Origin of the sequence: Bifidobacterium reuteri DSM 23975 (genome assembly GCF_000741695.1) — a bacterium.
Classification (GTDB): domain Bacteria; phylum Actinomycetota; class Actinomycetes; order Actinomycetales; family Bifidobacteriaceae; genus Bifidobacterium; species Bifidobacterium reuteri.
In genome coordinates, this window is sequence record NZ_JGZK01000003.1 from 354,469 (window position 1) to 376,541 (window position 22,073).

General features: G+C 61.3%; 19 protein-coding genes. 15 read left to right on the top strand and 4 right to left on the bottom strand.

The features are described 5' to 3' along the window. Positions 1-123: 123 nt before the first annotated feature. The 4 genes from BREU_RS04145 to BREU_RS04160 form a co-directional block, all read right to left on the bottom strand. On the bottom strand, positions 124-567 hold the full coding sequence (locus BREU_RS04145) for a GNAT family N-acetyltransferase (RefSeq protein ID WP_044090041.1): 444 nt from the start codon (positions 565-567) through the stop codon (positions 124-126). A 57-nt stretch (positions 568-624) separates the two neighbouring features. Beyond that, complete coding sequence (locus tag BREU_RS04150) at positions 625-1,650, bottom strand: D-2-hydroxyacid dehydrogenase (RefSeq protein ID WP_044090040.1); 1,026 nt, start codon at positions 1,648-1,650, stop codon at positions 625-627. Positions 1,651-1,733: 83 nt separating this feature from the next. Further along, positions 1,734-2,927 carry an aminotransferase class I/II-fold pyridoxal phosphate-dependent enzyme gene (locus tag BREU_RS04155; protein WP_161788314.1) on the bottom strand — a complete coding sequence of 398 codons (1,194 nt, stop codon included), beginning with the start codon at positions 2,925-2,927 and terminating at the stop codon, positions 1,734-1,736. 80 nt (positions 2,928-3,007) lie between these two features. Continuing rightward, positions 3,008-4,096, bottom strand: a complete 1,089-nt coding sequence (locus BREU_RS04160) for an Ldh family oxidoreductase (protein WP_052382022.1) — start codon at positions 4,094-4,096, stop codon at positions 3,008-3,010. 424 nt (positions 4,097-4,520) lie between these two features. On the opposite strand from BREU_RS04160, the gene BREU_RS04165 reads away from it, so the two are divergent. From BREU_RS04165 to BREU_RS11210, 15 genes are all read left to right on the top strand, one after another. Further along, positions 4,521-5,279 (top strand): amino acid ABC transporter ATP-binding protein, encoded by a 759-nt coding sequence (locus BREU_RS04165; protein WP_044090039.1) that lies wholly within the window; start codon positions 4,521-4,523, stop codon positions 5,277-5,279. 84 nt (positions 5,280-5,363) lie between these two features. Beyond that, the gene (locus BREU_RS04170; RefSeq protein ID WP_044090038.1) at positions 5,364-6,197 is read left to right on the top strand and encodes a transporter substrate-binding domain-containing protein; all 834 of its coding nucleotides are present in this window, start codon (positions 5,364-5,366) and stop codon (positions 6,195-6,197) included. A 117-nt stretch (positions 6,198-6,314) separates the two neighbouring features. After that, positions 6,315-6,977 (top strand): amino acid ABC transporter permease, encoded by a 663-nt coding sequence (locus tag BREU_RS04175; protein ID WP_044090037.1) that lies wholly within the window; start codon positions 6,315-6,317, stop codon positions 6,975-6,977. 51 nt (positions 6,978-7,028) lie between these two features. Next, the gene (locus BREU_RS04180; protein ID WP_044090036.1) at positions 7,029-7,277 is read left to right on the top strand and encodes a mycoredoxin; all 249 of its coding nucleotides are present in this window, start codon (positions 7,029-7,031) and stop codon (positions 7,275-7,277) included. Positions 7,278-7,421: 144 nt separating this feature from the next. Further along, positions 7,422-8,603 carry an amidohydrolase gene (locus BREU_RS04185; RefSeq protein ID WP_044090035.1) on the top strand — a complete coding sequence of 394 codons (1,182 nt, stop codon included), beginning with the start codon at positions 7,422-7,424 and terminating at the stop codon, positions 8,601-8,603. A 260-nt stretch (positions 8,604-8,863) separates the two neighbouring features. Next, entirely contained in the window at positions 8,864-10,570 is a 1,707-nt protein-coding gene (locus BREU_RS04190; protein WP_052382023.1) for an ABC transporter substrate-binding protein, read from the top strand. Positions 10,571-10,724: 154 nt separating this feature from the next. Beyond that, positions 10,725-12,572, top strand: coding sequence for an ABC transporter permease subunit (locus tag BREU_RS12225; RefSeq protein WP_202962216.1), 1,848 nt, complete (start codon positions 10,725-10,727; stop codon positions 12,570-12,572). Continuing rightward, on the top strand, positions 12,569-14,218 hold the full coding sequence (locus BREU_RS04205; protein ID WP_044090031.1) for a dipeptide ABC transporter ATP-binding protein: 1,650 nt from the start codon (positions 12,569-12,571) through the stop codon (positions 14,216-14,218). The genes BREU_RS12225 and BREU_RS04205 overlap by 4 nt, the downstream gene beginning before the upstream one ends. Positions 14,219-14,379: 161 nt before the next feature. Beyond that, complete coding sequence (locus BREU_RS04210) at positions 14,380-15,816, top strand: FAD-binding oxidoreductase (RefSeq protein WP_161788313.1); 1,437 nt, start codon at positions 14,380-14,382, stop codon at positions 15,814-15,816. Further along, the gene (locus BREU_RS12520; protein ID WP_052382025.1) at positions 15,813-16,352 is read left to right on the top strand and encodes an aminotransferase class I/II-fold pyridoxal phosphate-dependent enzyme; all 540 of its coding nucleotides are present in this window, start codon (positions 15,813-15,815) and stop codon (positions 16,350-16,352) included. The genes BREU_RS04210 and BREU_RS12520 overlap by 4 nt, the downstream gene beginning before the upstream one ends. Next, complete coding sequence (locus BREU_RS12525; protein ID WP_081886548.1) at positions 16,349-17,035, top strand: aminotransferase class I/II-fold pyridoxal phosphate-dependent enzyme; 687 nt, start codon at positions 16,349-16,351, stop codon at positions 17,033-17,035. The genes BREU_RS12520 and BREU_RS12525 overlap by 4 nt, the downstream gene beginning before the upstream one ends. Before the next feature lie 271 nt (positions 17,036-17,306). Next, positions 17,307-18,140 carry a DUF1684 domain-containing protein gene (locus tag BREU_RS04220; RefSeq protein ID WP_044090030.1) on the top strand — a complete coding sequence of 278 codons (834 nt, stop codon included), beginning with the start codon at positions 17,307-17,309 and terminating at the stop codon, positions 18,138-18,140. Between the two features lie 76 nt (positions 18,141-18,216). Further along, positions 18,217-19,665, top strand: a complete 1,449-nt coding sequence (locus BREU_RS04225; RefSeq protein WP_044090029.1) for a lanthionine synthetase LanC family protein — start codon at positions 18,217-18,219, stop codon at positions 19,663-19,665. Positions 19,666-19,821: 156 nt separating this feature from the next. Beyond that, the gene (locus tag BREU_RS04230; RefSeq protein WP_052382027.1) at positions 19,822-21,045 is read left to right on the top strand and encodes an iron-containing alcohol dehydrogenase; all 1,224 of its coding nucleotides are present in this window, start codon (positions 19,822-19,824) and stop codon (positions 21,043-21,045) included. 114 nt (positions 21,046-21,159) lie between these two features. Next, positions 21,160-22,044, top strand: a complete 885-nt coding sequence (locus BREU_RS11210; protein WP_052382028.1) for a GNAT family N-acetyltransferase — start codon at positions 21,160-21,162, stop codon at positions 22,042-22,044. The last annotated feature ends 29 nt before the right edge of the window (positions 22,045-22,073 follow it).

A 22,073-nucleotide genomic window follows, 5' to 3' on the forward strand; every position in this document is an offset into this window, starting at 1 on the left:
CGGATGGCATGTCCGGGCAACATATGCGAGCCTAACCGATGGGACAAGGTGACTTGGCCTGTTCTTTATCGGTGTTGGTTATGGCCGGTTACAGGCGAGGGTGCGCATACGGACTGCGGAACTTCACAGATCGTGGTCGAAGTAGATCACGTCAGGGCGGGTGTTCCAGCCCTGCTTCTTCCAGAATTCCTGTCCTTCGATGTTGTCGGCCACCACCAGGATGCCAATCTTGACGATGCCGATGGCCTTGAACACATCGTAGATGCGGTTGATCAGTGTGGTGCCGATGCCGTGGCCGCGCCACTGCTCATCGACCGCCACATGATACAGGTAGCCTTTGCGGCCGTCCGTGGCGCCCAGCGCGGTGGCGATCACCTTGCCTTCCGGATCGGTGGCCACGAAGCAGGAATCCGGATTCTTGGACAGCAGCAGCGCGATGCCGCCATACGTGTTGTTCAATGATTGCAAATGCATGCCGGGAGTGTGCTCCCAGAGCGCATAGGCCTCCTCGTAATCCTCGGGTGCCATGCGGCGGATGTGGACGTGCTCGTCCTGCCAAGTAGCCATAGTGTGTCCTCTCTGTCGAAGGTGTTGCATGCCGTTGCCGTAATGATATGGCGTTGCCTATCTGGTGTGAGCCAGATTGTCATATGGTGCTATTTCGTGTGGGCTGGTGCCGCCATTAAGGATCGCCAGTGCGTCGTCCAATGATTGGCAGACCATGTTCTTGACCGCCACGTCGGTGAAGAATGCGATATGCGGGGTGATGACGACGTTCGGCATGGCGTTGAGCGCATCATAGTACGGGTGCCCGGTCGGTTGGTCGGCGGGCAGGGTGTGGCCGAATAGCGTCGCCTCGCCTTCGAGCACGTCGATTGCAGCCCCGGCGATCACATGATTGTCGAGCGCATCGATGAGCGCCGGGGTGTCGACCACGCCGCCACGCGAATTGTTCACGAAATACGCGGTCGGTTTCATCTGCGCGAATCGGGAGGCGTCCATGAGATGCCGCGTGCTCGCGTCGAGATACGTGTGCATGGTGACCACGTCGGCCCGCGCCAGCAGCTCATCCTTGCTCACCCAAGTGAGGATGCCGTCCAGCTCATGGTTCGGCGCGATGTCGTTGCCAAGCACCTGCGCGCCGAGCGCATGGAAGATGCGCGCCACCGTGGAGCCGATGCGGCCGACGCCGATGATGCCGACGGTCAGTTTGCTGATCTCCCGTGAGATCAGTCCCTTGACCGAGAAATCATGGTTGGTGGCGCGTTCGTCGAACTGCGGCACATGACGGATGAGCCGCATGATATGCGTCAGCGTCAGTTCGGCGACGGCACTGGGGGAGTAGGACGGCACGTTGGTGACGCGGATGCCGTTCTCCGCCGCGGTCTTCAGGTCGATGGTGTCGTATCCGGCGGAGCGGATCGCGATCTGGCGGATACCGTAGGCGCTCAGGCGACGGTAGAAATCCGGGTCGTCGCTTGGCGCGCTGCGCTGCTTGTAGGAGATGCCGTCGAATCCTTCGACGGTGTGCAGCGTATCCTCATGCAGTTCGAACGGGAAGCATTCCACATGGACGTCGTGTTCGGCGGCCCACTGCTCGGCGAACGGACGCTCCTCGTCAATGCAGTGATAGAACGCGATGGAAGTCATGGAAGGGCCTTTCTGATGGATTGGGTTGGTACGAGTGGAATGATGCGCCATTGACGATGCGACGGGCGCATACGCATGCGAGGTCAATGTGATTGCCTGAATGCCCGGATGCGTCTGACGGCCTCATGCAGCGTATCGAGCCCTGCGGCATAGCTGAATCGGATATACCGTGATGGTCCGCTGGTGAACGCCTCGCCGGGGATGCCTGCGACCTTCGCCTCTCTCGCCAATAGTCGGGCATAGTCATAGCCGGTGCCCTCATAGTCTTCGGGAATGCGTACGTACAAGTAGAACGCGCCGGAAGGCCTGGCCATCGAGAATCCGAGCTCGGTGAGCGCATGCACCAGATAATCACGGCGCTCGCGGTATTCCCCGACCATGAGATCGATTGATGTGTCGCCTTGTTCGTAGGCGGTCTGCGCGGCGTCCATGGTGAAGGTGGCAGCCGTGGACACATGGATTTGGTGGACCTTGGCCAGTTGCGCGGACAACGCGTGCGGCGCGGCGAAGAACCCAAGTCGCCAGCCGGTCATCGCATAGCTTTTCGACGTGCTGTCCACCACGACGGTGCGGTCGGGCGCGAACTGCGCGATGGAGGGTGCCGGGCGGGTCTCGTAGCTGACCTCTGCGTACACTTCGTCGCTGAGCACCGTCACGTCATACCGCTCCACGACCTCGGCAAGCGCTTGCAGCTGGCTGGCGGACAGCGTCACACCGGTGGGATTGTTCGGCGAATTGATGACCAGCACCGTGTCGCGTCCCTTGAGGGAGTCCAGGGTGCGTTCCAACGCGTCCGGCGTGAGGATGAAACCGGTGCCTCTGGTGTCGATCGCCACCGATTCGGTGCCGGTGAGTCTGGCCATGCTCTCGTACAGGCCGAACGCCGGCGTGGGATACACCAGTACCGCGCCCGGGTGCAGCAAGGCGGTCAAGGCACTGCTGATCGCCTCGCTGGCGCCTTCGGTGACGACGATGTCAGCAGCGTCGAAATGCAGGTCGCGGCGGCGTGCAAGATAGTCGGCGATGGCCTGACGCAGGCCGGGAGTGCCGGCGTTCGGCGCGTAATGCGTACGGTTGCGCGCAAGGCTCGCCGCTGCCGCATCCTTGATGAAATCAGGGGTCGCGAAATCCGGTTCGCCCAAGGTGAGTTTCAGTATTCCCGGAATATCGGATACTTCGGCATCGAACGATCGGATGACCGATGTCGTGAGATTGGAAAGCTGGGGGATGACGGAGTCTGTCGGATTGAACTGGTGCGACGGTGATGGCTGATTCACTGGTGACTGCCTTGCTGGGTTCATGGGTGGTGGATAGTGTGTTCGTTGCGATGATTGGTTGTATCGGTGTTCATAGGTGTTCATCGATACTCGTCGAGTGCGATGGCGGGCGGCGCTGCGATGCCGGTGCGCTCGCCGATCTTTGCCAGCTGCCGGAATGTGGCCTCATCGACCGTCACCGTGGTGGTGTTGATCCGGAAGGCAGTGTTCTCCTTGTCTCCCGGAACCAGCACGTCGTGACCGTCCACCGATGGCATGGACCGGAGCCGGCGCGACAGCTCGGCGACACGGCTGCCGACCAGCGGGGCGCCGCCGAACGACTCCAGACTGATGGCGGCGAAACAATGGCAGATGTGCTGTCCCCGCATATCGAGGGACAGCAGCCCGCCGGAAAGGATGCCGGTGAATGTTTCGACCATCAGTGCCAGGCCGTATCCCTTATAACCGGCATTCGTCTCACCGGCTCCGCCCAGCGGCGTCAGACCGCCGATCCGCGGAGTCGCCTTGATATTGTCCATCACGTCGGCGGAATCGTGGTTGATGAGGCCCTGCCCGTCTACGGCCCAATCGCCTTCAATGGGCTGGCCGAGCTTGACCAGCACCTCGATCTTGCCTAGGGACACTGTGCTGGTGGCGGCGTCATAGACCAGCTGGTCATCGCCTTGTCCCACCGCGAACGCTATAGGATTGCTGCCCAGCGCCGGCAGACCGGCATGCGTCGGTACGGTGAGCGGATTGCTGTTGGTGCTGGCCAGGCCGATCAGGCCCTGATCGGCCGCCATGCGCGCATAGAAACCGGCGGTGCCGAAATGATTGGAGTCGCGGACGGCGACGATGCCGATGCCATGGTTCTGGGCTTTGGAGATGGCAAGCTCCATCGCATCGCGCGAGATGAGCTGTCCCATGCCGCTGTGGCCATCCAGCACGGCGCATGCCTTCACGTCGCTGACCACGGTGGCGTGCGCATTCGGGTCGATCATGCCGTGGCGCAGTTTGTGGTCGTACATGGCTAGACGCTGCACGCCGTGCGAACTGATGCCCCGGCGGTCGGCATCGATAAGCGTATCGGCGATGAACGAGGCGTCTGCGGCATTGAAGCCGCGCGCCACGAAGACCCGCGAAAGGAAAGTGTGCAGAGTCTCGATGCTGATCTGGACGTATTCGGTCACGATGAGTCGATTACCTCCCTGATTCTCCGGGCGTTTCCGCTGTCTGCATTCGTCCGGCTCGTTGCCTCCGGATCCGCTGTGCCGAAAACAGGTCGGGCGGGGGAATGACGTGCGGACACTGTGCATGAACCTAGCACGGTGCGAGGCGTATGACAGTGGCGTGGCAATCGGGAAAACCGATAGCGCGTTACAAACCACGGCTGTACCGGACGCGACACCGGGCGCGGCCCATCCCATTCCCGTGATTTCGGCGCAGGGCGGAATATGAGGGGATGGGTTTTCCGGTCCGGATACCATATGGAATCCGCGTGGATAGCACCTCATAGGTAATGCCTATAGCAATGCCGACGTATCGGCATTGCGCCCGAGGTATCGTAGTCCGTGCGTAACGGAAAGTGCGGCACAGGAACATGAGAGGAAACCGATGATCGAGATCAGGGGAGTACGTAAGAGCTTCGACGGCACCGCCGTGCTGGATGGGCTCGATCTTGACATCCCCCGCAAAAGCGTCGTGACGGTGATCGGTCCCTCCGGTTCAGGCAAATCCACACTGCTGCGCATCCTCGATTTTCTGGAACGGGCGGATGCCGGCACCGTGGATTTCGGAGACGGGCCAATCGATCTGACCAGCACCAAAGCGTCCGACATTCGTGCGGTGCGTGCCCGGATCGGGTTCGTATTCCAGAACTACAACCTGTTCCTCAACAAAACCGCATTGCAGAACGTCGCCGAGCCGCTGATCTATGCCAAGGGCGTCAAACCTGCGGAAGCCCGTAGGATCGCCGCCGAACAGCTTGACAGGGTGGGACTTGCGGATTTCGCGGATCGGCACCCCAGCACTCTGTCCGGAGGACAGCAGCAGCGCGTGGGCATCGCCCGCGCGGTGGCGCTGAACCCGGAACTGCTGGTGCTCGACGAGCCGACATCCGCGTTGGACCCCGAAATGGTCTCCGGTGTGCTTGAGGTCATCAAGCAGCTGGGCCGTGACGGCATGACCATGCTGATGGTGACCCATGAGATGCGCTTCGCCTATGAGGCTTCGGACAAGGTGGTGTTCATCGAACATGGGCATGTGATCGAGCAGGGGGATCCTAAACGGATTTTCGAGCACCCCCAGCAGCAGCGGACCGCGGAGTTCCTGTCGTCCACCAACAATGTGCTGGTGATTCCGGCAGCGCAGTGAGGCTGAGTTCGCGATTGACGCCTACTGCGCCTCGATCTATCCGCAATAAATGTATCCACAATGACAAGAAGAGAGGAAATTGTCATGTCCACCAATCATGTGATTCGCAAGGCCGTGGCCTTGCTGTCCGGCGTCGCCGTGCTGTTCTCGCTGGCCGCCTGCGGTTCGTCTTCCGCCGGTTCCGCTGACAGCGGCTCCACTAGCGCCAGCGCCCTGGAGCAGGTCAAGCAGGCCGGCAAGATCGTCTTCGCCACCGAAGGCACCTACGCACCGTTCAGCTACCACGATTCCAAGACCAACGAGCTGACCGGCTACGACGTCGAGGTCGCCAAAGCCATCGCCAAGGAAGTCGGCGTCAAGGCCGAGTTCGCCGAAGGCAGCTTCGATTCGCTGCTCGCCGGCGTGGACGCCAAGAAGTACGATACGGTCGCCGACCAGATCAGCGCCACCGACGAGCGCAAGGCCAAGTACGACTTCACCGAACCGTACACCTATTCCTATGGCGTGGTGGTGACCACCAAGGACAACCCGAAGGGCGTCAAGTCGTTCGATGACGTCAAGGGTCTGCAGGCTGCGGAGACCGGCACCTCCAACTGGAACAAGACCGCCCAGGAGAAGGGCGCCACCATCGTGCAGGTCAACGACTTCGGCCAGGCCGTCGATGCGCTGACCACCGGTCGCGCCGATGTGACCCTGAACGACGGTCTCGCCGTGCTCGACTACCTCAAGCAGAAGCCCGACGCGAACATCAAGATCGCCGCCAAGACCGAGAAGACGCCGGCCGCCCAGCTGCCGTTCCGCAAGGGCAGCGACGATCTGGTCAAGGCCGTGAACGACGCCATCGCCAAGCTCCAGAAGGACGGCACCCTGACCAAGATCTCCGAGAAGTACTTCGGCGAGGACTTCTCCCAGGAGTGATGCATCGCTTCCAACCGCTGTTCCGGCTCCCTTCGCTCTGAAGGGGGCCGCCGGCATGAACCGGCCCGATGAACGGCGACGAGCGGGAGTATCCAACCAATACGCAAAGGATGACCAATGGATGCACGAGTATGGGGAATAGTCGTTGATTCCTTCACCAAGCTGCTGATTCCCGGCATCACCGTGACCATTCCGCTCACGCTGATATCATTCGCCATCGGATTGCTTCTGGCGATTCTCGTGGCGCTGGTCCGCGTGGCCAAAGTGCCGGTGGCGTCGCAGATCGCATGGGTCTATGTCTGGGTGTTCCGAGGCACGCCGTTGCTGGTACAGCTGTTCGTGATCTTCTTCGGCCTGCCTTCCGTGGGCATCACTATCCCCGCACTGCCGTCCGCGGTGATCGCATTCTCGCTGAATGTGGGGGCGTATGCGTCCGAGACATTGCGCGGCGCGATTCTCGCCGTGCCCAAGGGACAGCTTGAGGCGGGCCTGTCCGCCAATATGCCTTATGTGACCATCATGCGGCGCATCATCCTGCCGCAGGCATTCCGTTCGGCGTTCCCGGCATTGTTCAATTCGTTCATCGCATTAGTGAAGGACACCTCATTGGCCGCGAACATCACCGTGGTGGAGATGTTCATGTCCGCCCAGCGCGTAGTGGCGATCTATTACGAGCCGCTGGCGCTGTACATTGAGGTGGGTCTCATCTACCTGCTGTTCTGCACCGTGCTGACATGGTTGCAGAACTACTGTGAGAAGAAGCTCAACGAACACTTCTGATATATCATCGGATACCGTTCACGACGATTACGAAACAAAGGAGAAGCTCAAATGGCCATTGACGTCTATGGGGCAAGCTGGTGCGGCGACTGCCATCGCGCAAAGCAGGCTCTGAACGATTTCGGAGCGCCGTTCAACTGGCACGACATCGAAACCGAGGAGGGTGCCAAGGATCGTGCCGTGGCCATCAGCGGCCAGCAGCACATTCCCGTCGTCGTCTATTCCGACGGCGCGTTCCAGGTGGAGCCTTCCGCTCTGGATATCAAGCACAAGCTTGAGGAGCTTGGCGAACTCAAGTGATACGGCGCTCGCCGAATCGCGGCCGCTGCACTTCGGCTCCCCTGAAACCAGGGGAGCCGAACGCATAGATGGGCATCATGCCCAAGGCGGGCGGTTGCGGGCAATCGATCAACCCACAGGGTCATGACTGGATAGGGGGTACCCATGGCCGACAACACATTGCAGCAGGAACTGGAAACCTATTACCGCTGGTTCCACCAACATCCCGAACCTTCATACGGGGAAGTCGAAACCACCACACGCATCGCGGCCATTCTCGCCGATCACGGCATCGAGATTCTCGATACCGGCCTGAAGACCGGTCTGGTCGCAAAGGTCACAGGACAGGGGCGGCAAGCGGGTGCCGGTCATGTGGTGGCGGTGCGTGGCGACATCGACGCGCTGCCGATCGTGGAAAACACCGGTCTGCCGTATGCCTCTCTCAACAAGGGGTATCTGCATGGATGCGGCCATGACTACAATCTCACGGTCGCCTTGGGGGCTGCGCTACTGCTCAACGCGCGTCGGGAGGAATTCGCCGGCGAAGTCAAGGTCATCTTCCAGCCGGCCGAAGAGGTGGGAGCCACCAAGGAAACCCCTACCGGTGCGGTGACCGTGCTCAACACCGGTGCTCTGGATGACGTGGAGGCGTATTTCGGCACCCATGACACGAACATCGGAGAGCCTGGCGAGGTGCTCATCTCCGCCGGTCCCGACAGTGGTGCGGTCGACAAGTTCCGCATCACCATCCACGGCAAAGGCACGCATGCGGCACGGCCCAACGGCGGAGCCAGTCCCATCCGCGTGGCCGCCACGCTGATCGAGGGCATCCAATCCATCGCCGGACAGGACGTCAACCCGATTCATCCGAGAGTCGTCACCGTCACCAACGTCGAAGCGGGAAACACGTGGAACGTGGTGCCGGACACCGCGTTCCTGCAAGGAACGGCACGCACGTCATATCCGGAGGACCGCACGGTCATCCATGATCGCCTTCAGGCCTTGGTGCAGGGCATATCGGCGGCCTATGGCGTCACCGGCGATTTCACATGGGAATTCGGCGCGCCATCGGTGATTAACGACGCCGAATGGGCGGCATTGGCCACCGATACCGCCACAGAGCTCGGTCTGTCCGTCAAGCCATCCAAGCCCACGCTCGGCGGCGAGGACTTCTCCTACTATCAGGCCCAGGCGCCAGGCGTGTTCATCCACCTGGGCGTCGGCAACGCCGACCGTCCGATGCACGGTCCGACGTTCTATGCGAAGACCGATGCCATCGCAGCCGGCGCAGATCTGCTGGCCACTGTGGCCGAACGTGCGTTGCGACGTCTGGGCGACGACAATTGACGGCCGGCGATTGAGGAATCGAACACCGTTGCCGCCGTAAGGATGGCGGTCACTCGGCCGGTCATGCGAAGGGCCCTTCACCTATATATAGGTGAAGGGCCCTTCGCATGTTTTGAGCGGCATATAGATAACGCATATAGGCACGAGGGTGTGCGAACTGCCGGAATACTGTACGGTTGTCGCTAACGGCGGACGCATGGGGATGCGTAGGGCCGGGGCCGGAAGGCCTGAACCATCGCAATATCAAGGGGAATTATCTTATGGGGGACAATCGTATCTCGAGGCGGGCCGGCACTGGCCGATCCAAAGCCGTACGAACCAAAGCTGTGGCGCTGGCGATCGCGGGACTGCTGGTCTTCTCCGGCTGCGGCAGCGCCGCAAACGCGGCGACGAATGGCGCCGAGGAGACGGCTGGCGATCCGGTCTCGGGCGGCACCTTGCGCATCGCCGAACCGACCGAGATCCTCAACTGCATCGATCCATTCCAGACATCATGGACCGCATCGCGTACGCTGGTGCGCCAGTTCGCGGAATCCCTGACCGATCAGGATCCGAAGACCGGCGAGATCAAGCCGTGGCTTGCCACCGACTGGACGCTCAGCGAGGACGGCAAGACCTACACGTTCAATCTCAAGCATGACGTGACCTTCTCCAACGGGGAGGCATTCAACGCGGACGCCGTGGTGAAGAACTTCGAAACCGATCTGCAAGGCGTCAAGGAAGGCTGGGGCACCGCCGGCGGCAACTACATCCAAGGCCTCGAATCCGTGAGCAAAGTGGATGACGACACCGTGGAATTCCATTTCTCCAAGTTCAACGCCGCGTTCCTGCAGGCAACGGCCACCACCACGTTGGCGATCATCGCGCCGGCCTCTCTCGATCAGACCCCGCAGCAGCGCTGCCACGGGGAGAACCTGTACGGCACCGGTCCGTTCGTGCTGGAGCAGTGGGACATCACCAGCAAAACCACGTTCACCAAGCGCAAGGGATACACAACACCCTCACCATTCGAAAAGCGACAGAAGGGCGACGCCTACCTCGACCGCATCGAAGTTTCATATATTCCTGAAACTTCCGTACGCACCGGCAACTTCGTGGGCGGACAGACCGACCTGATCCTCGCCTCGTCTGCGGTGCCAATCCTCGAGAACGACGCGAACCAGATCAAAGCGGCAGGCGGGCGCATCGAAACCCGAGCCTTCCCAGGCACCTCATACGACATCTATCCGAACACGCGCACCGAGGGACGTCCGCTGACGGACATCAACGTGCGCAAGGCGGTGTCACTGGCGATCGACCGCACCTCGTACGCACAGACGATCTTCCGCAAGGACTACCCACTGGTGCAGGGCGTGCTCGGCGCCACGACACCGAGCTTCCAAGCCACGCCCGAAGCGGTGAAGTACGATCCGGAGCAGGCCGGCAAACTGCTGGACAAGGCCGGCTGGAGGCTCAAGGATGACGGCTACCGGTACAAGGACGGCAAGAAACTGACCTTGGTATGGCTGGACTACAACAAGAACGCCGGCCAGGATCTTCTGGTCGACCAGTTCCGCCAGGTCGGCATCGACCTGCAGATCGAGATCGGCACCTATGCGGATTCGGTGAACAAGGAGAAGACCAACGATTACGATCTGTCGATGCTCTGGACCTACACGCGAAGCGACCCCTCGGCCATCGGCAATCTGATCGATATCCGCAGCGAGAAGGGCAACCGAGGCGGATGGAACATCGCCGACGACGAGCAGCGCGCCAAACTCAACGAACTGTTCGATGCCGGCATCGCCGAACGCGACACCGCGAAACGCACCAAGATCTATCAGGAACTGCAACAGTACCTCGCCGACCAGTACCTCCAGATCCCGTTCTACGAGCGCACCGGCGACCTCGCCCTCGCCAAGAACGTGCACGGCGTGCGCTACACCGCCGAATCCTTCATCTCCCTGTACGACACCTGGCTGAGCTAATACCCTGCGTCAGAAATTCGTTGATTATATTGACGGCTCCCCTTGTCCGGGAGCCGTCCCGAGAAGCGGGACTGAAGGGCAGTGAATTCGTCAACGAACCTCTGGCGAAAGATGTTAGCCGGCATACCGCATATAACACCCGGATTGGAACAATATGAAAGATCAACTTCTCTATGTGGCAGGCAGGGTGGTGCAGGCGGTGGTGGTGCTGTGGGCCTCCTATACGGTGACCTTCATCATCCTGAATCTCCTGCCCGCCAACCCCATCGATCTGATCCTGCACGCCAGAGGCATCCCCGACGGCACCATCAGCGGACCCGAGCTGGAAGCGGTCAAACACCAGTACGGCCTGGACCAGACACCATTGCAGCAATACTTCACGATGCTGGTCAACGCCCTGCACGGCGATTTCGGCACCTCATACATGCAGGGACTTCCGGTCAGCCAGCTCATCGCACAGCGTCTGTCCAACACGCTGGTCATCAGCGGACTGTCCATCGTGGTGTCGTTCATCGGTGCCTTCCTGCTGGCCTTCTTCGCCGCGTACACCAGGCACGACTGGATCCGAAGCCTCATCAACATGCTGCCCACGCTCGGCGTATCCGTACCATCGTTCTGGATCGGCCTGCTGCTCATGCAGGTGTTCAGCTTCGGACTTGGATTGCTGCCGGCAGTGGGAACCGAAGGCTGGCAGACCCTGATATTGCCGACTATCACCATGTCCATCCCCATGATGGCGTTGCTTTCCCGACTGCTCATCACCGGCTTCGAGGAAGTGCTGCATGAGGAGTTCATCACCACGGCGAAAGCGCATGGTCTGAGCTACCGCACCATCATCGCCACCCATGTGCTGCGCAACGGCGCATTGCCGGCGTTCACCATGCTCGGCCTGGTCGTCGGGCATACGGTGACCGGCGCGATCGTGGCTGAAACCGTATTCTCCCGCCAAGGCGTGGGCATGCTGGTGCAGCAGTCCGTGGAGAACCAGGATATCCCGGTGGTGCAAGGCGTGGTATTGCTCGCGGCCGCAGCGTTCGTCGTCATCAATCTCATCGTGGATCTGATATACCCCGTGCTCGATCCGCGCATCTCACACATTCGCAAAGGAGGGGGCACAATGAGCATCAGTATTACTGAGTCGCCGGTATTGGGCGTCGCCATACCGCAGCCCAGACACCATGTGGCCAATCGCATCACCGGCTTCATCACCAAACGGTTCTTCGTCGTATTGTCGGCCGTCTTCCTGGCCTTCGTCATCGTCTCGTCGGCTTTTCCCCAGTTGTTCACGCGGATAGATCCGTATAAGACCAATCCTGCGGACAAGCTGCTCGCGCCTTCGGCCGAGCATTGGTTCGGCACCGATCAGGTGGGGCGTGACCTGTTCACCCGCGTGCTCTACGGCGGCAGGGCCACCATCCTGGCGAGTCTCGTATCGCTGTCCATCGCGTTCTTCGGCGGCCTTCTGCTGGGCGTCATCGCCGGTTATTTCGGCGGAGTGCTTGACGCCCTCTTCATGCGCGGGGTGGATGTACTGCTGTCCATTCCTGGATTGCTGCTGGCCATCACCATCGTCACCGCCATAGGGTTCGGCACCACTCCGGTCGCCATAGCCATTGGCATCGGCATCCTGCCCGGATTCGCGCGCACCACGCGGTCCCAGGTGCTCAAGGTGCGGGAGCGGTCGTATATCGAAGCGGCGAAAGTCAATGGGGTGCCGGTGGCCTCCATTGTGTTCAAGCATGTGATCCCCAATGCCATCGGACCCGTGTCCGTGCTGGCGTTGCTTGAATTCGGCAGCGTGATCATGGCGGTCGCCACGCTGAGCTTCCTTGGATTCGGTGCGAGACCGCCGGCTGCGGAATGGGGTTCGCTCATCAACGACGGCCGCAGCTATCTCGTCACCAGCCCGTGGGTGCCGCTGCTGCCCGGTCTGACCGTGGTGCTCACGGTGTTGTCTATCACCGTCATCGCACAATCATTGAAGAAGAAAGGCAACCTATGAGCGAGGCAACAACAGGCGAACTGGTCGGCGAGATCTCGCACCTGAGCGTCACCTACCATGCGCATGGGCGAGCCCATACGGCCGTGGATGACATCTCATTGCAGCTGAAGGCCGGCCGCACGCTGGCCATCGTGGGCGAATCGGGGTCAGGGAAATCCACAGTGGTCAAGGCATTGCTGGGCATCCTTCCTGCGAGCGCGGAAGTGACCGGATCCCTCAACCTTCTCGGGCATGCGCTCGAGCATGCCGGGCCGAAGGAATGGGCCCAAGTGCGTGGCCGCATCGTTGGATTCGTACCGCAGGACCCCCAGAGCAACCTCGATCCGACCATGCGTATCGGCGAGCAGGTCGCACAGATCGTCCGTCTGCACCATAGCGGCCTCGACAGGCGGGCGCAGCAGTCTCGTGTCCTTGAACTGTTGGAGGAGGTGGGCATCGATGAACCCGCCTTGCGCGCACGCCAATACCCCTATGAGCTGTCCGGCGGATTGAAGCAGCGTGTGCTGATCGCGCAGGCATTGGCCAGCGATCCCGAGGTGATCGTGGCCGACGAGCCCACCAGTGCGCTTGACGTCACCGTGCAGAAGAAGATCCTCGACGTCCTCGAGACGTTGGGCAAGGCGCGCAACATCGCCACCCTGATGGTGACCCATGATCTGGCTGTGGTGTCGGACCGGGCCGATGACGTGCTGGTCATGCACAACGGCGAGCTCGTGGAAACCGGCGAAACCGGACATGTGCTTGGGCATCCGGGGAGAACCTACACCAAGGCGTTGCTCGCCGCATCGCCGTCATTCCGCAGTGAGGACATCCCGACAAAAACCGGCCGTGAGCATTTGACCGGCGGAGCCGCACCGGAACCCGAGGTTGCGGTCCGATGGAAAGACGTCACCAAGACTTACCGCACCGGGTATACGCCGGCGGGGGTGTTCAAGGCGGTCGATGGCGTTACGCTCACTGCCCGCAAAGGTGAGACCCTGGCGATCGTCGGCGAATCCGGATCCGGAAAGACCACGCTGCTGCGACTGGCTTTGGCGCTCACCTCGCCCACCAATGGTTCCGTGGAAGTCAACGGGAACGACCTCTCCACACTGCGTGGAGCAAGGTTGCGCAACGCGAGAAGGGATTTCCAGCTCGTACAGCAGAATCCCTTCGATTCGCTCGACCCGAAATACTCTATCGCCGATTGCATCAGTGAGCCGTTGAAGGCCTTCCATGTGGGAGACGGCCGTTCGCGCGCCAACCGAGTGCGCGAACTGCTGGACCTTGTCGCACTGCCGCAATCCGTGCTGACCGCGAAGCCCACGGAGCTTTCCGGCGGTCAATGCCAGCGCGTGGCCATTGCCCGCGCCCTCGCCGTCGAACCCAAGGTGCTGTTCCTCGATGAGCCGGTGTCCGCGCTGGATGTCATCGTCCAGGCGCAGATCGTCGATCTGCTCGCGACGCTGCAACGGGATCTGAAACTCACCTATGTGTTCGTCTCCCATGATCTGGCGGTGGTATCGAACATCGCCGACCGTATCGCCGTCATCGGCAAAGGCCATCTCGTCGAGGAGGGCGCGGCGTCTCACGTGCTGCATCATCCCACGGCGGACTATACGCGCAAACTACTGGCCGCGATACCGGGCGGGCGGCTCGGGCGCTGATTATCGCGGATTCCAGGTGTGGAATCCGGGTGTGGATTCCAGTGTGCTCGGTAACGGCGTGGGAAACGGCGAGGCGGACCGGAAAGGGCGGTCGCCTCGACTCGGACCAGATCGATTCCATCGGGCATCGTGCCTTCATTATGGATGTATTGGGGAACATCATGACGAATATCCAAGAGCAAGTGATTCAGGCAGCGGAGACTGCCGATCTCCTGGCACTCGATTCGAAAAGAGTCGTGGAGCTTCTGGCTGAAATACTGCCGGAGGGGCAATTGGTCGTCGATCCCGCGCAGATTGACGCCATCCAGCGGCGTTCTCGGCAGGATGGCGTGGGAGAAATCTACGCCGTCGCGCTGCCGGACAGCGTCGAAGGTGTCAGCGCCGTGCTCCGCTTGGCATCATCGCTTGGCGTGCCGGTGTATACCAGGGGCGAGGGCTCCGGTATCGGCGGCTTGTCCGCGCCATCACAGCCGGGCATCCTGCTGCTGACCACCAATCTCAAGCGCATTGTGGACTTTGATGCGGTCAGCCGCACCATAACCGTTCAGGCTGGAGTGGTCACGGCGGACATCAACCGGTATCTGGAGGGGAGCGGACTGTTCTATGCGCCGGATCCCGCCAGCGCCGGTTTCTCCAGCATCGGCGGCAACATCGCTACGAACGCAGGGGGATTCCACTGCGTCAAATACGGCACCACCCGCCAGTCGCTGCTGTCATTGAAGGTGGTGCTGGCGGACGGTTCCGTCATCGACACCGGGCGCGGTGTGGCGAAGAATGTGGCCGGGCTGGATCTGACCTCGTTGTTCACCGGCTCGGAAGGATTGCTGGGCGTCGTGGTCGAGGCCACCCTCAAGCTTCTGCCCAAACCGATTTCGACGTCGGCGGCGATTGCGTTCCTCGATGATCTGTCCGAAGTGGGCGAAGCGGTCGACGCGGTGCAGGGCGTCGCCGTGCAGGTGTCCACGTTCGACCTGATGGGCGTGCCGTACATACAGACGTATCCGGATGCCTACATCCCCGCCGTGGGTGATGCGCAATGGATGCTGGTCGTCGAAACCGATGGGTTGGCGAGCGCGCAGGAACGCGATCTGGTGTGCGAAGCGTTGCGCGGCACGGGTGCCAGCGTCATCGCCCCAAGCGAGGATGAAGTCGCCTCATTCCTGGAATTGCGCACCAGCGGACGGGCCATCCCGCCCTCGGACCATCCACGCTGGCTGGTGGAGGTGGATGCCGCGGTTCCCCTTTCGGTTGCCGCCAGGTATCTGCGGGACATCGAATCGGAGGCCGTGAACCATCAGTCGCAAGGTGTGGGGTTCTCGCTGGCGGCGCATATCGGCGACGGCAACGTCCACGCCGTGTTCCTTGCGAGACGGCGGGAGGAGGAGAGCGAGCCCCCGGCGGTGCTGTCCGAAATACGCCATCGGCTGTTGATCCGTGCGCTCGAACTTGGTGGCACCATCACCGGCGAGCACGGCATAGGCCTGGGGCTGAAAGACTATCTGCCCCTACAGCTGGGCGCGCGCAATCTGGAACTGCAGCGGGCCATCAAGCATGCGCTCGATCCCCAAGGCATTCTCAACCCGGGGAAGTGGCTATGAGCGTTTATGCAGCATATTCGCATATCGCCAACAATCTGGGCGCGCCGCCGTTCCTTCCGCTGAATCGGGACCACGTGGGTGATGTGCCTCTGGTCAATCTGACCGGAGGCGTGCCTGCAGCCGACATACTGCCCTATGAGTCGTATAGTCAAGCAGTCGGGCGGGTGCTGGGCAATCCTGCCACCGCGTTCTCCTCGGTGTCGTATGTCTCGCCGTTCGGCATCCAGGAGCTGCGCGAACAGGTGGCGCATTGGCGAGGGGTTCCGGTGGAGAATGTACTGGTCACCAATGGCGCGATGAACGGCATATTCCTCGCAGCGCAGACACTGATCGACCCCGGGGACACCGTGTTGGTGGAGAGTCCTACTTTTCCGTTCGCGCTCAACATCTTCCGCAGAGCCGGGGCACGTCTGGAAAGCATCGCACTGCATGCGGGCGGCATCGATCTGGACGAGCTGGAGCAGCGGTTGCGCGAAGGCAGACGGTACAAACTGTTCTACACGATTCCCGATTTCCAGAACCTGCCGGGACCCTGACCTCAGCCGAGCACAAGAGCAGACTGCTTGCGCTCGCCGATCGATACGGATTCGCGGTTATCGCGGACAATCCATACCGAGAGTTGTGGTTCGATCATGAGCCGGACGGCTTCCCGGATGACTACCGCCACGCGGAACGGTATTCGCCGCTCTACGAAATCGGCACGTTCTCGAAGACGCTGGGACCCGGATGGCGTGTAGGGTGGACGATCGCCTCAAGCGATGCAGTGCGGCGAATGAGTGCCATTCGCGCCTGCGTGGACGGCAACAGCACGGCACTCGGACAGTATGCCATCTCTTGTCTCTTGCAGGAGCCGTATTGGTTTGATCGATTGCTTGAGGCCGAACGTGCTCTCTACCGAGGCCGTGCACAAGCATTGGCTTCGGCATTGCGAACCGGATTCGGCGATGCCGTTGCGTTCGACGAACCTCGAGGCGGGTTCTTCCTCTGGCTGGGATTGCCTCAAGGCATACGGATTGATGATCCGCATGTGCAGGACGCTCTGGCGCGCCAGAATGTGCTGGTGACCCGAGGCGATTCGTTCGCTCCGGAACAACCGGGCCGGGACCCTGCGCATCGCGATTATGCGGACCATGTGCGGATCGGATTCTCCGCGCTGCCCGAACGGGATCTGCGCGAGGGTGCGGACCGTTTGGTTGCGGCATTGATTGGTCTGGCGTAGCTGTTTCCCGGCGGTTTCGCGAGGGGCTTCACGTGTGTGAAGCCCCTCGTTGTGTTTGCTGCCAGGCGACTGCTGCGCATGACATATGCTGGCTGGCTGCCGGCATTCGGCAGTGTAACAGAGCATAAGTTTTTCATATGGCGTCGTGGTGTTTTCCTGGTGAAGTATGGCGTAGAGTACAAACCATCAGAAGTTGGGGCTTCTGATTCTCTCAACAATCATCCGGCATCTCCATGAAGAGCATTGCCAAACGAGAAGGGGAACTCATTCCATGAGCACATACCAGCAGATCGAGGAGCTTGGCGACGACCAGTTCGTCCAAGAGTGGCGCCAGTGGCACCAGGACAAGGACGAACGGTTCGCCTCGGAATACGGTTTTCTGTCCATCACCAGCCTCAATTGGCTGAAGGACGGCAATACCATCGAAGTCTCGGACTTCCCGGGGTCATGGTCACAGGCCGGTGACACGGTCACCTACACGCCAGCCGCAGGCAAAGTCGTCACCGTCAACAACCTTCCGTTGGGCGGTCCTCGCGGGTTCATCACGGAACCTGCCGAGGACGCGAATGTGGTTGTCGTGGTCTACCGCGACGTGCATGCCGAACTCATCAAGCGACTCGGTGGCCCAAACCAATACGCCGTGCGCGTGCGCAACCCGCAGGCGGCCAAGCGCGTGAACTTCAAGGGCACTCCGGCCTTCGAGCCAAGCAAACGCTGGGTGGTTCCCGCAACCTACAAGCCATACACCGAAGTCAGCGATGTGACCGTGGACGCCTCGCTCGACTACCTCAACCATGTGGAGCAGGCCATCGGCGAGTTGGAATTCGAACTTGAGGGCAAGCCGCAGCGGCTCGTCGTGTTCCAAGGTCATGGGGATGGCCAGGGACTCGTACTGTTCCGCGACGGAACCTCCGGCAAGGAAAGCTATGGCGGCGCCAGGGTGCTGACGTTTGACGTGAGCGAACCGGAGAGCATTGACCATATCGACTTCAACCGCGCCACCAACCTGCCATGCGCCTACAGCGAATACGCCACCTGCCCGCTGGCTCCGGCATCGAACAGGCTCGACGTGGCGGTGACCGCGGGGGAGAAGCTGCCGGCGTAGCACGATTTCTAAACGGAATCCGCATCGTTTGCCAAAACTGAACTTACACAACGATCACAATCTTGGGGGAAGATTCATGACCGAACAACAACATAACGAACCGCAACACAGCGAACCGGCACTGACCATCGCGAATCTCAGGCCCACCTATGACGGCAAGCCGTTCCCGGGCAGCGAACTGCCCACCATCGAACAGGCGGTAGCGGAAGCGCAGCAGTACGTGGACCGCTCATGGAAGGAGGACGGCAGCTTCGTCACCTGGCCGGAACACGAGGAATGGGGAGCCAATTACGGCCCGCTTTCCCTGTACACCGGCGCAGCGGGCGTCGCCTGGTTCCAACTGGCGAAGCTGAACAGCGAACTCGCCGAAGACGGCGATCTCGACCGACTGAACAAGGCGCTCTCGTATCTGGAGACGCATTGGAGCATCCTGACCGAGCCCGACCATGAATTCATCTCGGTCGACCCGGACACCGGATACTGCGGCGGGCTTGCAGGCATCGCCGCAGTGGTGGCTGAAGCGGCGGCCCGTTACGAACGTTGGCGTCTGTTGGCGGTGAACATCGCCGACGCGCTCGCTGAACGGTATCGTCCCGGTGAAGGATGGACCGGCCTGTCGCCGCTCTGGGGCGATGCCGGAATCCTCAACGCGCTGCTTGCCATCGGCAAAGCGCTCGGCGAACAGCGTTACACCGATGTCGCCGTTCAGGCGGGCGAGGACCTGCTCGCCAAGGAGATCCGTGACGACGACGGTTCGCATTGGCCATACATGCATCTGCATGACATGAGCGAGCGATACGCCTCATTCCCGGATAAGGCCATGATCGACGGATTCCTCGAAGGCGGCGACGGCATCGCCCTGGCGTTCTCGAACCTTGCGCTGGCCACCGGCCGCGATGATTTCAAAGAAGCCGCGTTGCGTGCATTGGACACCGTCAAGACCAAGGCCATCGTGGTGGGGGACAGTGCCATCTCACGCAACCTCAACGAATCCGGTCAGGCGCGTTTCGGCCTGTGCTCCGGCTCCTCCGGATACATCCGCATCTACACGGCGGTGGCCCGCATCAGCGATGACCCCGCAGACACAATCGGCTGGGCACGTCGATTCGGACGCGGACTCATCCGCAGCGGTGTTCCCGGTCGTCTCGCCCAGGACAACTACTGGCTGCTGTCCCAATGCTGCGGCGGTGCCGCGGTATTGGAGGCGTTCACCGCATTGTGGTTGGAAACCGGCGAAGAGCTGTGGTTCCAAGCCGCAAGCGCACAGGCCGACGATCTGCTGATCCGCTCCTGGTCCGACAAGCTCGGACGCCGCTGGTACACGGAATCCTACGCGCTGCGCGATGTGGGACGTCTGAAGGCGGAAGTCGGCTATCAGGTCGGTGCTGCAGGCGTGGCCTTGAGCCTGATTCACTTCCATCAGGCCAAGCGCAGCCATGACGACGGCGTGCACTTCTCCACGCCGCGTCTGCCCGACGAGCCATACGTCACCAATGACGACGGCTTCCCGTTCGCCGGCGTGTGACCGCCAGTACCACGCGACAATCCGAATCATCATCCATCGCCGTAATCCAGCGGCATCCATCACTGCAACCGCAGTCCTGCACAGTCAGGCGCCGTCATTTCTCGACGGGCGCATCATCGACATCATCGATACATACTCATTCGCAAAGGAACCATCATGTCCAACAATCCCGCAGACCAGCAGTACACCACCCGAATCGCCGACCTTCCCGGCACTGAAGTCGTCTTCGGTGTCGGAGCCGAGGAGAAGCTGCCATACCTGCTGAAGAAGAACCATGTGAAGTCACTGCTGTTCGTATACAGCGGCGACTACGTCAACGAGCTCGGCATCCGGCAGAAGGTGCTCGACACCGCCAAGGAACTGGGAATCAGCGTCATCGAAAACGGCGAAGTGCAGGTCAACCCCCGGCTGGAGCTGGTGCACACGCTCATCGAACAGGCACGCGAACATGACGTGGACTTCGTCATCGCCGCAGGCGGCGGCAGCGCATTCGACACCGGCAAGGCCGTGGCCCTCGGCAAGAACTATGACGGCGACGTCTGGGATTTCTACACCCATAAGCGTACGGAGCCGGAACACCAGGTGCTCGGAGTCGGCACCATCTCCACCATCCCCGGCACCAGCTCCGAAGTCTCCTTCGCTTCGGTGATCACCAACGGTCACATCAAGGGCGGGGCCGCTCCCATCGCCATCAAGCCGACCTTCACCATCATCAACCCCGAATACTCGCGCACCGCGCCATACCGGTACCTTGCGGCGGCCACCGTCGACATGATCGTGCACAACCTCGAGAAGTACTTCACGCCGAATGCGCCGCTCGCGCTCGTCGACCAGCTTGAGGAGAACGTGTTCCGAGCCGAATACGACGCGGCCATCCGGTTCGCCAAGAATCCGGAAAGCCTGCAGGCGCGTACCGATCTGCACTGGCTGTCCGCATACGTCAACCCGCAGCTGCGCTCGGCCGATGCCACCGGCCCGCGGTACTCCATCCATGAAGGCGTGATCCACGCCATCGAGCACGCGCTGAGCGGCGTCTACGATATCATCCACGGCGAAGGCAACGCGGCGGTGCTGATCGCGCTGGTGCGGTATGAAGCGAGCCGCAATCCCGAGAAATTCGCCAAACTCGCGGTACGAGTCTTCGGTGCCGACCCTTATCTCAATACCGAAGAAGAGAACGCGCTGCTGCTGGCGGACAAGCTCGAGGATCTCATCGTGAACCACCTGCACGTGCCGATCCGTCTGTCCGAACAGGGCGTGCCCAACGACGATTTCGAGGAGGTGCTCGACCAGATCGGCGGCGGCATCGGATATCCGCTGGGTCACTACACCAACCTGAGCCGTGAGGACGTCAAGGCGCTGCTCAAGAGCGCATACTGACAGGGGTGTCGGGCCTGCGGCGGTCGTCGCGGGCCCGGGCTGACCGTCGAAAGCCGACAACGGCAACAAGACCAAGACAGATCCAGACAACCAAGCCAACGAGGAGCGAGCATCATGGCCGCATCGCAGCTGCAGACCGAAGACGGCATCATCATCCGCGAAGCCGAGCCACATGAATATGACACGGTGGGCGAAGTGCTGTATCGCGCGTATTCCAGTGTGATCGACGTGTCCGAACGGTATGAGCGGGACATGCGTGACATCGCCGGCCATGCCAAGGCATGGCACATCTGGGTCGCCGATGACACGCGTGCACATCGTCTGCTGGGCGTGGTGCTCACCCCGTTGTCGGCATTCGGCCCTGCCGACCAGCTATGGCATTTCCATCAAGGTGAGCGCATGTTCCGTCTGCTCGCCGTCGATCCGGACGCCCGCCGGCGTGGGCTCGGACATCGGCTTGTGGATTTCGCGGTCGCGCAGATCGGCGGGCTTGGCTTCTCCACAGTGGGTATCAACTCCGGACTGAATCTCACCCAGGCCGTTCACCTGTATCTCCACTATGGTTTCGTGCGTCGTCCGGAACGGGAGCTGATGCTGTACGGGCCGGGCAGGGTGTTGGAGCTCACCTATGACATCCCGGCGGACCTGGTCCGTCATGACGCGCGCGTGGACGAGTTCGAACGACGGCGTGGGGAGCCGGCCGTCCCCGATACCGTGGGGTCCATCCCGGCGTTCCTCCGCCGTGTCGGCGGTTTCATCGAGCGAGACCGCATCGTATCCGAGCGCCAGGCCATCGATTCGTATGTTAAATCGTTGTCTATTGATTTCGATGCGGACGACCAGCCGGTGGCATTCGTCCGCGTCAAGGGGGACGAGGAGGAGCGTTTGGTCGCCGATGCCGCCAAGCGCTACGGCATCCCGGTGTTCCACTATGTCGGAGCGGGCCCGCTGGCCGGGCGGACCTTGCCGCATGAGACGGGCGTGGTGCTTCTCCGGTAGCCGGCCGACTGATAGGATGGTGACTGTCA